Genomic DNA, 15,203 nt, shown 5'->3' on the forward strand with positions numbered 1-15,203 from the left:
GCAATCGTCTTCGCTCAGTGCCGGAAGTGCAGCGGCCGCCATACAAAAAAGCCCCTTCCACCAATCGCGGAAGGGGCTTTCGTATCGCGCGAAGCGATTGCCGGGGGCTAGCCCCGGCGGCCGTTGGTCAAATCGCTCTCGATGGAGAAGCCGGCGCCAAGCCTGATCTTGTAGACCTGATAATTCTCCATCACGCGCTGCACGTAGTTGCGCGTTTCGGTGAAGGGAATCATCTCCACCCAGTCCACCACCTCGTCGATGGGCTGGCCGCGCGGATCGCCGAACCGCTGGATCCACTCGCGCGCCCGGCGTGGCCCCGCATTGTATGCCGCGAAAGTCAGGACGTAGGAGCCGTTGAAGGCATCGATCTGCTGGCCGAGATATTGCGAGCCAAGCTGGGCATTGTAGGACACGTCGCTCAGAAGCCGCGCTTCGGAATAGGACATGCCGTTCTGCTGTGCCAGCGAGCGGGCCGTGGCCGGCATGAGCTGTAGCAGCCCAAGCGCACCCGCCGGTGAGCGTGCGCCGGGGTTGAAGGCGCTTTCCTGCCTGGCGATGGCGTAGGCGAGCGCCTTTCCAGCGGCTGAAATGCGCGCGCTGTCAGGGATCACGCCCACGGGGAAGGCCAGCGCCGGGGCGTCGACGCCGCGGGAATATGCGCGCTTGCCGACATCGAGCGACATGGAGTGATCTCCACGCTTTTCGGCCAGGGATGCGAGCATTGCGAGCTCGCCCGGACTGTCCAGCTCGTCGGCCAGAGAACGATAGAGCTGCGCGGCGCGCCAGTCGGAACCGATCTCGTGCATGCGGACGAGCGCGCGCACCGCATCTCGATTCTGAAAGCGCTGGCGGTCGGAGTTGCTCGGCCTCGGATAGGCGATGTCGCCCGGCGTGCGGCCAAGCTTGGCCGCGGCAAGCTGGCCATAATAGGTAGCGCCGTAGCGCGCGGCCTGTGCGTAATAGTTGCGCGCGTTGCCGGGGCCGCCCGCTTCGGCGGCGCGGCCAAGCCAGTAATAGGCGCGGGATTGGGTAAGCGGGCGGGTCGACGCCTCGGCCACGCGGGCAAAGTGGCGGCTGGCGGTTGCCGGGTCGCCAAGAGCGCGCAACGCGTACCATCCAGCATGGAAGTCGGCCTCGACGCGCGCGACGACGCCCTGCGCCGAGTGGCGCGCCGCCAGTTGATAGGCCTCCTTGCGGGCGCCTTGCTCCAGCAGCATGCGGGATATGATTCGCTGCTCGTTCCACCAGCTGTCCGGATCGACAAGCTGCACCGGATCGCGCGGTGCGTTCATCATGATGCGCGCCGCCTCGCGCACCTTGTTCTGCTTGCGCAGGTTCTCGGCGAGGGTGAACATATAGCTGGGGTCGGAATGCTGGTTCTGCGGCACGGCGGCCAGCAGGCGGTCCGCATTGGCGTCGCCCCGGATGGACGCGGCACGCGCCTTAAACAGGGTTTCCGAGTTTGCAAGCCCGGCCATGCGCTGCGCGTCATTGACCTTGTTGGCATAGAGCAGCATGTCCATGCGATGCTTGTGGTCGGCCTTCGTCAGCAGCGTCCCGAACGTGCCGAGAACCTTCTGCTCGGTGCCGCGATCCAGCGTCTCGGTGCGCCACAGGGTCTGGATGAGCTGCTTTGCGCGCCCGGCCTGGCCGGTTTCGATATTGGCCCGTGCCAGGGCCATCGTGCCTTCCGGCGTCTGCGGCGTACTGTTGCCGAAGGCGGCCAGTATGTCGCGGGCAGGGCGGTTTTCACGGTAGAGCGCCCGTTCCGAATTCTGCCGCAGGGTCTGCATGCCCGGCCAGCCCGCCAATTCCTGCATTGCGGCGGCGATATCGGCCGCCGGTACGTCACCGCCGCCCTTCAGGGCGATAGCCCAGGTCATGATCTTGTGGTCGAGCGAGTTCGGCGCCATCCCCGCACGGATCGCGCGGGCGCGCGCCATGTTGTTGTGCGTGGCGTCCAGCCCCTCCTTGAGGCTGCCGCTCGCCGGGCGCACCGAAGCGCTGCGCGATGTCGCCGCGATGGACGAGGTGAAGGCGGCAGCAGCGGCCGGAGCGGAAGCAGCCGGCGCGGCGGGCGCCGCCCCCGGAAAGCTCGGGGCCGGCCGTGGCACCGGGGCGCCGAAACGGCTGTCGTCCACGGGCGCTGAAGGCATCGGCGCCGACGGCGCCGAGCGCAGCGTCGGCATCGGCACGCCCGAGGGCATGGCCGACTGGGCCGCCGCCCCGGTGGCAAACAGGCCGGCAAGCGCGGTTTGAAGGGCGAGTTGGCGGACACGGGAATGCGCGCTCATCGGAACCTTTCGGGTCGGCCGCGTGGCCCGTGGCCGCGCAGACAGATAATGGTTAAGCGCCTGAAAACTCTCATGACAAGGTGAAAAGAGAGTAAAGCATGGCATCACGATGGCATCACGCCCCAATCACGCCGGGCGTGACGCTTGTTTAGGCTGTTGCCCTTTACTATGGTGCGCCCAATCGCAACGCATAGGGCTTGGGACCGCCGGTTTCCGCCCTGCGCCGGCGCCCGGCATCGGGCGAGCCGGCAGAGGAAATGACAGTCATGTTCAAGGGGTCGATGACGGCGCTCGTAACGCCGTTCAACGAAGATGGAAGCCTCGACGAGGCGGGGTTCCGCACGCTCGTCGAATGGCAGATCGCCGAAGGCAGCCACGGGCTGGTGCCCGTCGGCACGACCGGCGAAAGCCCCACGCTGACCCATGCCGAACACAAGCGCGTCGTGGAAATCTGTGTCGAAGTTGCCGCCGGCCGGGTGCCGGTGATGGCCGGCGCAGGCTCCAACAACACGGTCGAGGCGGTCGATCTTGCGCGCTTCGCGCAAGGGGCCGGGGCCGATGGCGTGCTCGTCGTCACCCCCTATTACAACAAGCCAAACCAGCGCGGCCTCTATGCCCATTATGCCGCCATTGCGCGCGCCATCGACCTGCCTATCGTGATCTACAACATTCCACCGCGCTCCATCATCGACATGAGCGTGGAGACGATGGCGCGCCTGGCGCAGGAGTTTCCCAACATCGTCGGCGTCAAGGATGCGACGGCAAAGCTCGACCGCGTCTCCGAGCAGCGGCAGGCGATCGGGGCGGACTTCATCCAGCTTTCCGGCGAGGACGCGACGGCACTCGGCTTCAATGCCCATGGCGGCCATGGCTGCATTTCGGTGACGGCCAATGTTGCCCCGCGGCTCTGCGCCGAGTTCCAGAATGCCTGCCTGGCAGGGGACTATGCCAAGGCGTTGACCTACCAGGACAAGCTGATGCCGCTGCACAAGGCGATGTTCATCGAGCCGAACCCCGGCGGCCCCAAATATGCGCTGGAGCGCCTGGGCAAGATCCGCAACAATCTGCGTTCCCCGCTTCTGCCAATCGAGCGGCAGACGGAAGAGGCCATCGACGCGGCGTTGCGCCATGCCGGGCTGATCAACTGATTTGACCCGCCGGGGCCCGAACCCCATTTGATTACGAGACCAGACATGCACAGGGCCGGCATTGCCGGCCCTTTTCAAGACTGAAGCGAGATATGGCCAAGGCGAAGGATCAGAAATCGAATATCGTTGCGGAAAACCGCAAGGCTCGGTTTCACTACGAAATCATGGATACGCTGGAGGCCGGACTCGTCCTGACGGGGACGGAGGTCAAGTCGCTGCGGCTGGGCAAGGCCACCATAGCGGAGTCCTACGCGACGGAGGAGGGCGGTGAGATATGGCTCATCAACTCGTTCGTGCCCGAATATCTGCAGGCCAACCGCTTCAACCACGAGCCCAAGCGACGCCGCAAGCTGCTGGTCCACAAGACGCAGCGCAACCGGCTGGCCGGCGCGGTGCAGCGCGACGGCATGACGCTGGTGCCCCTGCGAATCTACTTCAACGACCGCGGCATGGCGAAGCTGGAGCTGGCCGTCGCGCGGGGCAAGAACGCGCCCGACAAGCGTGAGACCATCAAGGAGCGCGACTGGAACCGCCAGAAGCAGCGCCTGATGAAACAGGCCCGCGCGGATTGACCCTGCAAGCCTTAGCCGAGCGCGGACCGCGCCTTGGCGAAGACGGCGTGGAACATCTCTTCCGTAAGGCGGCCGGTATTGGTGTTGTACCGGGAGCAATGGTAACTCGAGACGATCGTATAGCCGGCCACGTCCGCTGATCCGCAATGCGAAAAGGGCGCTTCCGCCAGCCGCACGCCCAGCGCCCGAAGGGTCGTTTCGTGTGCGATGCGGCCCAGCGTCACGATAACCCGCAGATTGGGCATTGCCGACACCACCGGCGTCAGGAAGCGGCGGCAATTGTTGATTTCCGGCCCGGTCGGCTTGTTCTGCGGCGGAACGCAGCGCACCCCATTCGCGATCGCGGCTTCCACCAGCTCAAGCGTGTCGTCCGGCCGCGCCTCGAAGGTGCCGCGCGCAAAACCGAATGTCTTCAAGGTGGAATAGAGCAGGTCGCCGGCATAGTCGCCGGTGAAGGGACGCCCGGTCCGGTTGGCGCCCCTGAGGCCCGGCGCAAGGCCGGAGATCAACAGGCGAACGGATGCAGCCCCGTCCACCGGCATGAATGGTGGAACCGGCGCGTTGAACCACGACGGTTCACGCGCCTGCCATTCGTGCCGAAAGGCGGCAAGGCGCGGGCAGATGGGGCAGTCCGGCGCCGGATGCGCGGCGGCGGGCAGGTCGTCAAGCTGCATGAAGCGCTCAGACGGCGTCGTCGTCGACGTCGGCTTCCGCCTCGGCACGACGCGCCAGCCGCGCTTCGCGCTCGGCAGGGTTGCGGCCCACTTCGGCGCGGAGGGAGTTCAGGTCGATGAAGTGGTCGGCGTGGCGGCGCAGATCGTCCGACACCATCGGCGGATTGGAAACCAGCGTCGATACGACCGAGACCTTGCGCCCCTTGCGCTGCAATGCCGCCACCAGCGAACGGAAGTCCCCGTCGCCGGAAAACAGCACGAAATGATCCACCGTCTCGACCAGCTCCATGGCGTTGAGCGCAAGCTCGATGTCCATGTTGCCCTTGATCTTGCGACGGCCGGTGGAATCGGTGAATTCGCGCGCCGGCTTGGTTACGACCTTGTAGCCATTGTAGTCGAGCCAATCGACCAGAGGCCGGATGGATGAATATTCCTGATCTTCCACCAGCGCCGTATAGTAATAGGCGCGGAGCAGGTATCCCCGCTTCTGGAAGGCGACTAGAAGCTTCTTGTAATCGATATCGAAGCCGAGGTTGCGCGACGTGGCGTAAAGGTTGGCGCCATCGATGAAAAGAGCGATCTTTTCGCGGGAGTCGAATACGTGCATAAGCCCTTCGTCATGAAAATGTCTTGGTTGAAATCTTGTCTGCATCCCGACATCCACGCGTTGCATGACTTGCCGGAAGCGCTTGGACGATAGCCGTAAATGCGTGGCTTGCCAACTGCATCGTTGACTTGTCAACAAGCGCGGAACGGCGGGGTTTTCGCGCGCGGCCGTCGCATGCCCTTGTATTGCCTTTGTCAAGTCGTTAAAGGGTGCAACTTCAACCCGTAAATCCCCTTGATCGAGGAGACAGGCATGGCCCGCGTCACCGTAGAAGATTGCGTCGACAAGGTCGAGAACCGCTTCGAACTCGTCCTGCTCGCCAGTCACCGCGCACGCCAGATTTCGCAGGGTCAGCCGATCACGGTCGACCGCGACAACGACAAGAACCCGGTTGTCGCCCTGCGCGAGATCGCCGACGAGACCTTGTCGCCCGGCGACCTGAAGGAAGACCTCATCCACTCGCTGCAGAAGCATGTCGAGGTGGACGAGCCGGAAGCCGCCGCCCCCGCGCCGGGCACGCAGGCCCAGCCGGTCATCGCCGAGGCCGATGCTGACGAAGTCGAGACGATTACGTTCGACCGCATGTCCGAGGACGATCTCCTGGCCGGTATCGAAGGTCTTGTCCCGCCCGAGAAGAACGACGACTACTGATAGGGTTCCGGCGCCGGATTACGCTCGATTGGGGCTTTCGGTGCACCCCTTGGAGAACCTATATGAAGGAGGGCGCGGCCGGCATGTCCGGCGCGCCCTCTTTGTCGTCGTCAGCTTCACGGAAATGCGCCTGCCATGATGCGTCAGTATGAACTCGTCGAACGTGTCGCGGCCTACAAGCCGGATCTCGACGAGGCGTTGCTGAACAGGGCTTATGTCTATGCCATGCAGAAGCATGGATCGCAGAAGCGCGCCAGCGGCGACCCCTATTTCTCGCATCCGCTGGAAGTGGCGGCCATCCTCACGGATCTGCATCTCGACGAAGCCACCATCGCTGTGGCCCTGCTGCACGACACGATCGAGGATACCGACGCCACCCGCAAGGAAATCGACCAGCTTTTCGGCTCCAAGATCGGCCAGCTCGTCGAGGGGCTGACCAAGCTCAAGCGGCTGGAGCTGGTCAGCAAGAAGGCCGAGCAGGCCGAAAACCTGCGCAAGCTGCTGCTGGCCATCGCGGACGATATTCGCGTGCTGCTGGTCAAGCTTGCCGACCGTCTCCACAACATGCGCACGCTCGGCGTCATGCGGCCCGAGAAGCGGGCCCGCATCGCGCAGGAGACGATGGACATCTATGCGGCGCTGGCGGGCCGCATGGGCATGCAGGACATGCGCGAGGAACTGGAGAACCTGTCCTTCAAGCACCTCAATCTCGAAGCCTACGAGACGGTGACCGCGCGGCTCGACGAGCTGAAGGAAAAACACGCCGGGACCATCGACGAGATCGAGCGCGTTTTGTCCGACAAGCTGGCGGAAAACGGCATCGAGGCCGATGTGTCCGGCCGGCAGAAGAAGCCCTATTCGGTCTTCTCCAAGATGCAGCGCAAGGCGCTGTCGCTGGAGCAGTTGTCCGACATATTCGGCTTCCGCGTGCTGGTCGAGACGGAAGAGGATTGCTACCGCACCCTCGGTATCGTCCATCGCACCTGGCCGATGGTGCCCGGCCGCTTCAAGGATTACATCTCGATCCCCAAGCAGAACGGCTACCGCTCCCTGCATACGACCATCGTCGGTCCTTCGCGCCAGCGCGTGGAACTTCAGATCCGCACGCGCGCCATGCACGACATCGCCGAATACGGCATCGCCGCGCATGAACTCTACAAGGACGGGATCGACGGCGACGAGCAGGACATGCGGCTGTCGAACGAGTCCAGCGCTTATGCCTGGTTGCGCCGCACGATCGAGCTTCTCAATCAGGGCGACACTCCGGAAGAGTTTCTGGAAAACACCAAGCTCGAGCTTTTCCAGGATCAGGTCTTCTGCTTCACCCCGAAGGGGCGGCTCATCTCGCTGCCACGCGGCGCGACGCCCATCGACTTCGCCTATGCCGTGCACACCGATGTCGGGGATACCTGCGTCGGCTGCAAGATCGACGGCCGTATCATGCCGCTCGTCACCGAACTGGCCAACGGCGACGAGGTGGAGATCATCCGCTCCAAGGCCGCGACGCCGCCGCAGGCCTGGGAATCGATCGCCGTCACCGGCAAGGCGCGCGCCGCCATCCGCCGCGCCACCCGGCTGGCCATCCGCAAGCAATATTCCGGCCTCGGCCAGCAGATCCTGGAGCGCAGCTTTCAGCGCGCCGGCAAGAGCTTCTCCCGCGATGGGCTGAAACCCTATCTCGGCAAGCTGGGGCACAAGGATGTCGAGGATGCGCTTGCGGCGGTGGGGCGCGGCGAGATCGCCTCGGCGGACGTGCTGCGCGCGGTGCATCCCGATTTTCAGGATACCCGCGCCGTGCGCCATGGCGTCAAGTCCGACGAACGCGGATGGTTCAGCCTTCGCAGCGCCACCGGCATGATCTTCCGCATTCCCGGCGAGGGGGGCGAGGGCGAGGCCAATGGCGGGGCGCTTCCCATTCGCGGCGTCGGCGACGACATGCCCGTGCATTTCGGTACGGATGGGGCCGTGCCGGGAGACCGTATCATCGGCATCATGGAGCCGGGCAAGGGCATCACCATCTATCCCATCCAGTCTCCGGCGCTGGCCGCCTTCGAGGACGAGCCGGAACGCTGGGTGGACATTCGCTGGGATCTCGACGCCGAGATGACCATGCGCTTTCCGGCGCGCATCCGCATATCGGCGCTGAACGAGCCGGGCGCGCTTGCCGAGATCGCCGAGACGACGGCGTTGAACGACGCCAATATCAGCGGGCTCGAAACGGTGTCCTCCGCGCCGGATATCGCTGTCATGCTGATCGACCTTGAGGTATGGAACCTCCAGCATCTCAACCGTACGCTGAACCAGTTGCGCGGCAAGGCCTGCGTGACGGATGTCGTCCGCGTGAACGGGTGAGAAGGCAACAGGAACAGGCAGGAACTCCCGTGGACCAGTCCGAAGTCATCGAAATCTTCCGCAAGGCGGGCGCCTATCTGGAGGGTCATTTCATTTTGACCTCCGGCTTGCGGAGCCCGATCTTCCTGCAGAAGGCGCGCGTCTTCATGCATCCGGACCTGACGGAGCGCCTCTGCCGGGCGCTGGCCGACAAGATCCGCGCTGCCGTGCCCGGAAAGATCGACTACATCGTCGGCCCCGCCGTTGGCGGCTTGATCCCGGCCTACGAGACATCGCGCCATCTTGGCCCGCCCGCCATCTATGTCGAGCGCGAGAACGGCCGTTTCCGGCTGCGCCGCTTCGAGGTGGCCGCTGGCGCCCGCGTCGTCATCGTGGAGGATATCGTTTCCACCGGGCTGTCGATCCGCGAAACCATCGAGGCCCTGCAGGAAATCGGCGTCGAGGTGGTTGCCGCCGCCTGCGTCATCGACCGGTCGGCCGGCAAGGTGGATGTCGGCGTACCGTTGATCGCGCTGGCGCAATACGAGGTGCCGGCCTATCCGGCCGACGCCCTACCGCCCGAGCTTGCCGCGATCCCGGCGGTCAAGCCCGGCAGCCGGTCTCTTTAGGTCGCCCGTCCGTGCTGTTCCGCCGTCGCAAGCCCGAAACGCTCCGGGGCAGGGTCAGGCTCTTCCTCTGGCCACGGCGCTCGTGGGGGCGGTCGTTCAGCTATTTCAAGAAGCGCGTGCTGCGTCTGAAGGCGACGCCGCATGCCATCGCGGCAGGCTTCTCGGCCGGCGTCTTCGCCGCGTTCAGCCCGATTCTGGGTGGGCATATCCTGATGGCCCTTGCCATCGCCTACTGCATCTCCGGCAACATGGCGGCGGCGGCGTTGGGCACGGCGATCGCCAATCCGCTGACATTTCCCATGATCTGGGCCGGCACCTACGAGGTCGGCCGGCTGCTGATCGGTACGCACAGCGCCGAGGGGGGGCGCAAGGGCATCGGCGAAGCCCTGTCCTCGATGGATGTCGCGGCGATCTGGAAGCCTTATCTGGAGCCCATGCTGATCGGGTCCCTGATCCTCGGAGCGCTGTTCGGGGTTCTGGCCTATTTCATTCTCTACACGGCGGTGAAAGGCTATCAGGCGAACCGTCGCAAGGGAGGGACGAGGCAGGCATGATCATCGGCATCGGCAGCGACCTGATCGATATCCGCCGCGTCGCGGCGACGCTCGAGCGCCATGGCACGCGGTTCGAAGCGCGCGTCTTCACCGATGTCGAGCGGCGCAAATCCAACGCGCGCACCCTGCGGGCGGCCTCCTACGCCAAGCGCTTCGCCGCCAAGGAGGCCTGCGCCAAGGCGCTGGGTACGGGGCTGTCCCAAGGCGTCTTCTGGCGAGACATGGGCGTCGTCAACGCGCCATCCGGCAAGCCGACGATGCAGTTGACGGGCGGCGCGGCCAAACGGCTGGCCAACCTTCTACCGGACGGCATGGAAGCCGCCATCCACCTGACCATCACGGACGATTATCCGCTGGCGCAAGCCTTCGTCATCATCGAGGCGCTGCCGACGCGATGAATGCCAGCCGATTGCCCTGAAACCGACAACACTTTAGATCATGGAAAAATTCTGCAACACGGCGGAAGTTTCCGCCCCCTGCACACGATGTATCGAGGAAAACCGAGATGGCTGAACGGGCCGCAAAAAAGGAATCGTCCAGCTTCGTCGAGGTGGTCATCGCCGTGGTCCAGGCGGTGGCGCTGGCGCTCGTCATCCGCACGGTGCTGCTGCAGCCATTTTCGATTCCATCCGGCTCCATGATCCCGACGCTTCTGGTGGGCGATTACGTGCTCGTCACCAAATGGAGCTACGGCTACTCGAAATACTCGCTTCCCTTGTCGCCCGACCTGTTCGACGGCCGTATCCTGGCATCCGAGCCGGAGCGCGGCGACGTCATCGTGTTCCGCAAGCCGTCGGATACGGATGTCGATTTCATCAAGCGCCTGATCGGCCTGCCGGGCGATACGGTGCAGATGCGCGATGGCGTGCTCTACATCAACGGCACCGCCGTACCCAAGGAGCCGGCGGGCTTCTTCACCGAGGCAAACGGCATCGAGGTGCCCCAGTACCGCGAGACGCTGCCCAATGGCGTCAGCTACATGACCTTGGACAAGACAACCACGATGGCCGACAACACCCGTGAATTCGTGGTGCCCGCCGGCCATTACTTCATGATGGGCGACAACCGGGACAATTCCGACGACAGCCGCGGCAGCGTCGGTTACGTGCCCTTCGAAAACCTCGTCGGCAAGGCGCAGATCATCTTCTTCTCGCTCGATGGCGACTGGGCCCTGAAGTTCTGGCGCTGGCCGTCCGACCTGCGGATCGAACGTTTCTTCACATGGTTGAGCTGACCAAAAGCCTCGACGGGCTGGAAAAGCTGATCGGGCTGTCGTTCAAGGACAGCCATCGGCTTGAACTTGCCCTGACGCATTCGAGCCTGAAGCAGGGGCGCGACGCCGCCAATTACGAGCGTATGGAATTTCTGGGCGACAGGGTGCTCGGCCTCGCCATCGCGGAGCGCCTCTTCGTCGAGTTTCCGACCGCACCGGAAGGCGAGCTTTCGGTACGCCTGAACATGCTCGTCTCGGCGGAAACATGCGCCGCCATTGCCGACGAACTGGGCCTCGGACGGTATATCCGCCATGGCGGCGAGTTGACCAAGCTGGCGGCGCAGCGCACGCGCAACATCCGTGCCGACGTGGTGGAGGCGTTGATCGCCGCCATCTACCTGGAGCATGGCTACGGCGCGGCACGCGATTTCGTGATGAAGCATTGGGGCAGCCGCCTCACCGCGCCCGCCTCGGCACGGCGCGATCCGAAGACCGAATTGCAGGAATGGGCCCACCAGAAGGTCGGCCGGCCGCCGGCCTACGCGCTGATCGACCGGAGCGGGCCGGACCATGAGCCGCTTTTCACGGTGTCCGCCAACATCGACGGCATTGCCCCGGCAACCGGCAAGGGGCGGTCCAAGCGGCAGGCCGAGACGGCAGCCGCCGAAACGATTTTGCGCCGCGAAGGCATCTGGCCGAAGGGCTGATCGCAGCCCCTATGCCGGCATGCCGAAGCGGGATATCCTTCCCCGAATAGTGATTGATCGAAAGAGAACTTCTGAATTGACTGAGGACCAGACCTCGGGCGGCGACGCCACACTTGAAACGGCGCCCACGCGCTCGGGCTTCGTGGCGCTGATCGGCGCGCCGAACGCCGGCAAGTCGACCCTCGTGAACCAGCTTGTCGGCACCAAGGTGTCGATCGTCACCCACAAGGTCCAGACGACGCGCGCCCTCGTGCGCGGCATCGCCATCCGCAACCGCACGCAGATCGTCTTCGTCGATACGCCCGGCGTATTCCAGCCGCGGCGTCGGTTGGACAGGGCCATGGTGCGCACGGCATGGGGCGGCGCCAAGGATGCGGATGTGGTGCTGGCCATCGTCGATGCGGAGCGCGGCGTTTCGCCCGATGTCGAGACGATCGTCGAACGCCTCAAGGAAACCCGGCGCCCGGTCGTGCTTCTGCTCAACAAGGTGGATCGCATCAAGCGCGAAAAGCTGCTGGCGCTGACGCAGGATCTCAGCTCCCGCGTCGAGTTCGAGCGCGTCTTCATGATCTCGGCCTTGACCGGCTCCGGCTGCGACGACCTGATGAACTGGCTTGCCGAACGTCTGCCCGAAGGGCCCTGGTACTATCCGGAAGATCAGATCTCCGACCTGCCGTTGCGCCAGCTTGCCGCCGAAATCACGCGCGAGAAACTGTTCCTGCGGCTGCATCAGGAAATCCCCTACGCCTCCACGGTGGAGACGGAATTGTGGGAGCAGAAGCCCAACGGCTCCGTGCGGATCGAGCAGACCATCTATGTCGAGCGCGATAGCCAGAAGGCCATCGTGCTGGGCCGCAAGGGCGAGACGATCAAGGCGATCGGGCAGGCTGCCCGCACCGAAATCGCCGAGGCGGCCGACCAGAAGGTTCACCTGTTCCTGTTCGTCAAGGTGCGCGAGCACTGGAGCGACGATCCGGAGCGCTACCGCGAGATGGGGCTGGACTTCTCGTCCTGAGCCGCCCACCCCGCCATCGGACCGAACGCTTATGGAATGGCGCGAAGAGGCGATCATACTGGGGGTGCGCCGCCACGGCGAAACCAGCGTCGTCGCCGAACTGATGACGCGAACGCGCGGCCGGCATCTGGGTCTGGTCCGCGGCGGCCGGTCTCGGCGCCAGCAGCCGGTGCTGCAGCCGGGTAACCGGGTGGAGGCCAATTGGCGCGCCCGCCTGGACGAGCATCTCGGCACGCTGACCGTCGAGCCGGTGGAAATGCGCGCCGCCGCCTTCATGGAAAGCGCATTGGCGTTGCAGGGCGTGCAACTGCTTGCCGCCCATATCCGCCTGCTTGCGGAACGCGATCCGCACGAGCGCCTGTACGAGGCATGCCTGACCATGCTTCCGAACCTTCAGGATTGTCGCCTTGCCGGCGGCATGATGCTGGGGTTCGAAATGGCCCTGCTGGACGAGCTGGGCCTCGGCCTCGATCTTTCGGCCTGTGCGTTGACGGGGGCCGTCGAGGGCCTTGCCTATGTATCGCCGCGCACCGGCCGGGCGGTGACGCAGGCGGCAGGGGCGCCCTGGGCAGACCGGCTGCTGCCGCTGCCGCGATGCCTTGTCACCGACGAAGCACCGAACTGGGCCGAACTGGTCGACGGCTTCGCGCTGACCGGCCATTTTCTGGGGCGCAACATCTGGGTGCCCCGCGGCCAGGACGAGCCGCAATCGCGCGGGGCATTCATTGCAGCGCTGGAGCGTGCGCTTCGAGCTGCAGCGGAAGGATAAAGGGCGTTCCGGAAAAGGCATCGGCGCCGCGACCGATCCTGCGGATGGCCTCAACCATGCGGCCCTGCCGGCCAAGCTTGCGGTCGGCCATGGCGATCAGCAGCGCATTCGGCGTCGCGGACGGCGCCCGACGCCGCAATTCCAGCGCCAGGGCTTCCTCGTCCAGATCCTCGTTGATCGCGATCGCCAGGATGTAGGCGGCGGCGGTGGAGCGAGAGATTCCGGCCCAGCAATGCACGGCCAGCGGTGTGCGCCTGTCCCATCGATGCCCGAACTCCAGCAGGGCGTCGAGATGGTCTTCTCCCGGCAGGATCATGCCGTCCAGCGGCGCCGCGATATCGTTCATCCCCAGAAACAGATGGCGCTCCGGCGCGATTTCGGCAGGGCGGGGCACATCGGTGTCCGCGTTGATCAGCGTCACGAGGTCCAGCGCGCCATGTTCCGCGACTGTGGCGGACAGGTCCCGGAGAGAGGATACGACGAGATAGGACATCGGTCTTTACCTTCGGCGGCGTTCCCGTCAGCTTGAAACTGGAACAGCAGCGCCCTTCGCCAAGGTGTCGAGGGCTGAAAAGCGGTCGATATAGAGGGCTTCCACCTCGGCCGCCGGAAGCGGTCGCAACAGATACGGATCCACGGTCGCGCCGTCGGGACGGCAGAACAGGGCTTCCGCTTCCTGCACGGTAAAACCGGCCAGAAGTGTCGCCTCGAAATAGGCCGACAGCTTGTCTGCCCGCTTCACCAGCCTTGCGGTCGCGGGCGGCAGGTCCGCCGGCAGGCCGAACCGCAGGTGGATCGCCCGTTGCAAGCGGTTTTCGATTGTCTTGTACCCCGCCCCGAGGACGCTTTTGAACGGCGAGATCATATCGCCGATGACGTATTCGGGCGCGTCATGCAGCAGTGCCGCCAATTGCCAGCGCGCATCCTTGCTGGTGGCTGCAACGAGTTGCTCCACGACAAGAGAATGCTGCGCAACGGAGAAGGCATGTTCGCCGGTTGTCTGCCCGTTCCAGCGGGCCACCCGCGCCAAACCGTGCGCGATGTCGGCCAACTCGATATCGAGGGGCGAGGGGTCCATCAGGTCCAGACGCCGGCCCGACAGCATGCGCTGCCAGACACGGGGTGCGCGGCCGCTCACGCTTCTTCGCTCCCGCCCGCTTCCGGCAGTGCGTAGCCAGCCCAGGCGGGCACCTCCGCGCTCACCGCAACGCCGTCCGCAGTGGGTTGCAGGTCGGCGCGCAGGGCATCGGCCAGACGGTCGATGCGGATCATGGCCATGGCCACCGTATCGGCGGACGAAAGCACCGTTCCGATCGTCTTCCCGCCGGCCTCCACATTGGCGCCGGGAGTAATGTGCGAGTCGGCCCGCAGCACCATGATGCGCCGTCGCGCCGTACCGCGATGCTGCATCCGCGAGACGACCTCCTGTCCGACGAAGCATCCCTTGCGGAACGAGACGCCGCCATTCTGGTCCAGCAGCACATCATGGGGGAACACGTCGCCGGACGGAAAATCCACCTCCGCTTCCGCGACCCCGTCGGCGATGCGGATGGCCCGGTAGGCGCCGGCCTCGTCGTCCGCGCCTTCGGCTTCCGGCCCGTAGAGCCGCAGAACGGTCCTGTCCGGAAAGCGCATGTCGCGCAGGCCGGGCACATCCGTATCCCAGGCGGCCGCGACGGCCTCTTCGGATGGGGCGATCTCCACCTTGGCGCGCAGGCGATAGAGCTGCAGCCGCTTGGCAAACGCGTCACGGGCCGATGCGGCGATGTCCAGCCGGATGCCGTCGGAAAGATTGGACACCAGAAAGTCGAACAGGATCTTGCCCTGCGGGGTCAGCAATGCGCCGGGGCGCGCCTCGGCGTCGGGCATGCCGTCCAGCTCGGTCGTGATCAGGTTCTGCAGGAAGTGCCGGGCGTCGGGACCGGTTACATGAAGGGTCGCTCGGTCGGGCTGGCGGGCAGAGGGCATGGCGGCATCCAGGGGCTGGTTCGTCCGCCAGATATGGCCGGGCCGGGGCGGTTGCGCAACCGCTCCAGGCC

Annotated in this window: 17 protein-coding genes; 11 read left to right on the top strand and 6 right to left on the bottom strand. The window is 65.0% G+C overall.

Translation table 11 applies throughout. The features are described 5' to 3' along the window. Positions 1 to 107: 107 nt before the first annotated feature. Positions 108 to 2,294, bottom strand: a complete 2,187-nt coding sequence (locus AUL31_RS02080; protein WP_409359931.1) for a lytic transglycosylase domain-containing protein — start codon at positions 2,292 to 2,294, stop codon at positions 108 to 110. Between the two features lie 266 nt (positions 2,295 to 2,560). On the opposite strand from AUL31_RS02080, the gene dapA reads away from it, so the two are divergent. After that, complete coding sequence (gene dapA, locus AUL31_RS02085; RefSeq protein WP_060600580.1) at positions 2,561 to 3,442, top strand: 4-hydroxy-tetrahydrodipicolinate synthase; 882 nt, start codon at positions 2,561 to 2,563, stop codon at positions 3,440 to 3,442. A 92-nt stretch (positions 3,443 to 3,534) separates the two neighbouring features. After that, positions 3,535 to 4,014 (top strand): SsrA-binding protein SmpB, encoded by a 480-nt coding sequence (smpB, locus tag AUL31_RS02090; protein ID WP_060600583.1) that lies wholly within the window; start codon positions 3,535 to 3,537, stop codon positions 4,012 to 4,014. An 11-nt stretch (positions 4,015 to 4,025) separates the two neighbouring features. On the opposite strand, the gene AUL31_RS02095 is transcribed toward smpB, so the two are convergent. Both AUL31_RS02095 and AUL31_RS02100 read right to left on the bottom strand, forming a co-directional pair. Continuing rightward, on the bottom strand, positions 4,026 to 4,688 hold the full coding sequence (locus AUL31_RS02095) for a uracil-DNA glycosylase (protein WP_060600591.1): 663 nt from the start codon (positions 4,686 to 4,688) through the stop codon (positions 4,026 to 4,028). Between the two features lie 7 nt (positions 4,689 to 4,695). Then, complete coding sequence (locus AUL31_RS02100) at positions 4,696 to 5,295, bottom strand: LabA-like NYN domain-containing protein (RefSeq protein ID WP_060600595.1); 600 nt, start codon at positions 5,293 to 5,295, stop codon at positions 4,696 to 4,698. Positions 5,296 to 5,547: 252 nt separating this feature from the next. On the opposite strand from AUL31_RS02100, the gene rpoZ reads away from it, so the two are divergent. The 9 genes from rpoZ to recO all read left to right on the top strand — a co-directional run bounded on the left by rpoZ (position 5,548) and on the right by recO (position 13,164). Next, a complete protein-coding gene (gene rpoZ / locus AUL31_RS02105; protein WP_060600598.1) occupies positions 5,548 to 5,946 on the top strand; it encodes a DNA-directed RNA polymerase subunit omega in 399 nt (132 codons plus the stop codon). Between the two features lie 135 nt (positions 5,947 to 6,081). Next, positions 6,082 to 8,298 carry a RelA/SpoT family protein gene (locus AUL31_RS02110; RefSeq protein WP_060600601.1) on the top strand — a complete coding sequence of 739 codons (2,217 nt, stop codon included), beginning with the start codon at positions 6,082 to 6,084 and terminating at the stop codon, positions 8,296 to 8,298. Between the two features lie 29 nt (positions 8,299 to 8,327). Further along, positions 8,328 to 8,906, top strand: coding sequence for an orotate phosphoribosyltransferase (pyrE, locus tag AUL31_RS02115; protein ID WP_060600604.1), 579 nt, complete (start codon positions 8,328 to 8,330; stop codon positions 8,904 to 8,906). 11 nt (positions 8,907 to 8,917) lie between these two features. Further along, positions 8,918 to 9,460 (top strand): DUF2062 domain-containing protein, encoded by a 543-nt coding sequence (locus AUL31_RS02120; RefSeq protein ID WP_073468970.1) that lies wholly within the window; start codon positions 8,918 to 8,920, stop codon positions 9,458 to 9,460. Next, entirely contained in the window at positions 9,457 to 9,858 is a 402-nt protein-coding gene (gene acpS / locus AUL31_RS02125) for a holo-ACP synthase (RefSeq protein WP_060600607.1), read from the top strand. Before AUL31_RS02120 ends, acpS begins: the two co-directional genes overlap by 4 nt. Positions 9,859 to 9,965: 107 nt before the next feature. Further along, positions 9,966 to 10,694, top strand: coding sequence for a signal peptidase I (gene lepB / locus AUL31_RS02130; protein ID WP_060600610.1), 729 nt, complete (start codon positions 9,966 to 9,968; stop codon positions 10,692 to 10,694). Beyond that, a complete protein-coding gene (gene rnc / locus AUL31_RS02135) occupies positions 10,682 to 11,380 on the top strand; it encodes a ribonuclease III (RefSeq protein WP_060600614.1) in 699 nt (232 codons plus the stop codon). The genes lepB and rnc overlap by 13 nt, the downstream gene beginning before the upstream one ends. 76 nt (positions 11,381 to 11,456) lie before the next feature. Continuing rightward, a complete protein-coding gene (gene era / locus AUL31_RS02140) occupies positions 11,457 to 12,395 on the top strand; it encodes a GTPase Era (RefSeq protein WP_060600616.1) in 939 nt (312 codons plus the stop codon). A 31-nt stretch (positions 12,396 to 12,426) separates the two neighbouring features. Then, on the top strand, positions 12,427 to 13,164 hold the full coding sequence (recO, locus tag AUL31_RS02145) for a DNA repair protein RecO (RefSeq protein ID WP_060600617.1): 738 nt from the start codon (positions 12,427 to 12,429) through the stop codon (positions 13,162 to 13,164). On the opposite strand, the gene AUL31_RS02150 is transcribed toward recO, so the two are convergent. Genes AUL31_RS02150 through ygfZ form a run of 3 tightly spaced genes read right to left on the bottom strand, consistent with a single transcriptional unit; the run spans position 13,118 to position 15,132 of the window. Then, on the bottom strand, positions 13,118 to 13,657 hold the full coding sequence (locus AUL31_RS02150) for a tyrosine phosphatase family protein (protein WP_060600623.1): 540 nt from the start codon (positions 13,655 to 13,657) through the stop codon (positions 13,118 to 13,120). The two genes, recO and AUL31_RS02150, sit on opposite strands and share 47 nt — an antisense overlap. 27 nt (positions 13,658 to 13,684) lie before the next feature. After that, positions 13,685 to 14,269 carry a YfbR-like 5'-deoxynucleotidase gene (locus tag AUL31_RS02155; protein ID WP_082646751.1) on the bottom strand — a complete coding sequence of 195 codons (585 nt, stop codon included), beginning with the start codon at positions 14,267 to 14,269 and terminating at the stop codon, positions 13,685 to 13,687. A 29-nt stretch (positions 14,270 to 14,298) separates the two neighbouring features. Further along, complete coding sequence (gene ygfZ, locus AUL31_RS02160; protein ID WP_060600629.1) at positions 14,299 to 15,132, bottom strand: CAF17-like 4Fe-4S cluster assembly/insertion protein YgfZ; 834 nt, start codon at positions 15,130 to 15,132, stop codon at positions 14,299 to 14,301. Positions 15,133 to 15,203: the final 71 nt, after the last annotated feature.

This window comes from Aureimonas altamirensis (genome assembly GCF_001463885.1).
GTDB classification, from domain to species: domain Bacteria; phylum Pseudomonadota; class Alphaproteobacteria; order Rhizobiales; family Rhizobiaceae; genus Aureimonas; species Aureimonas altamirensis.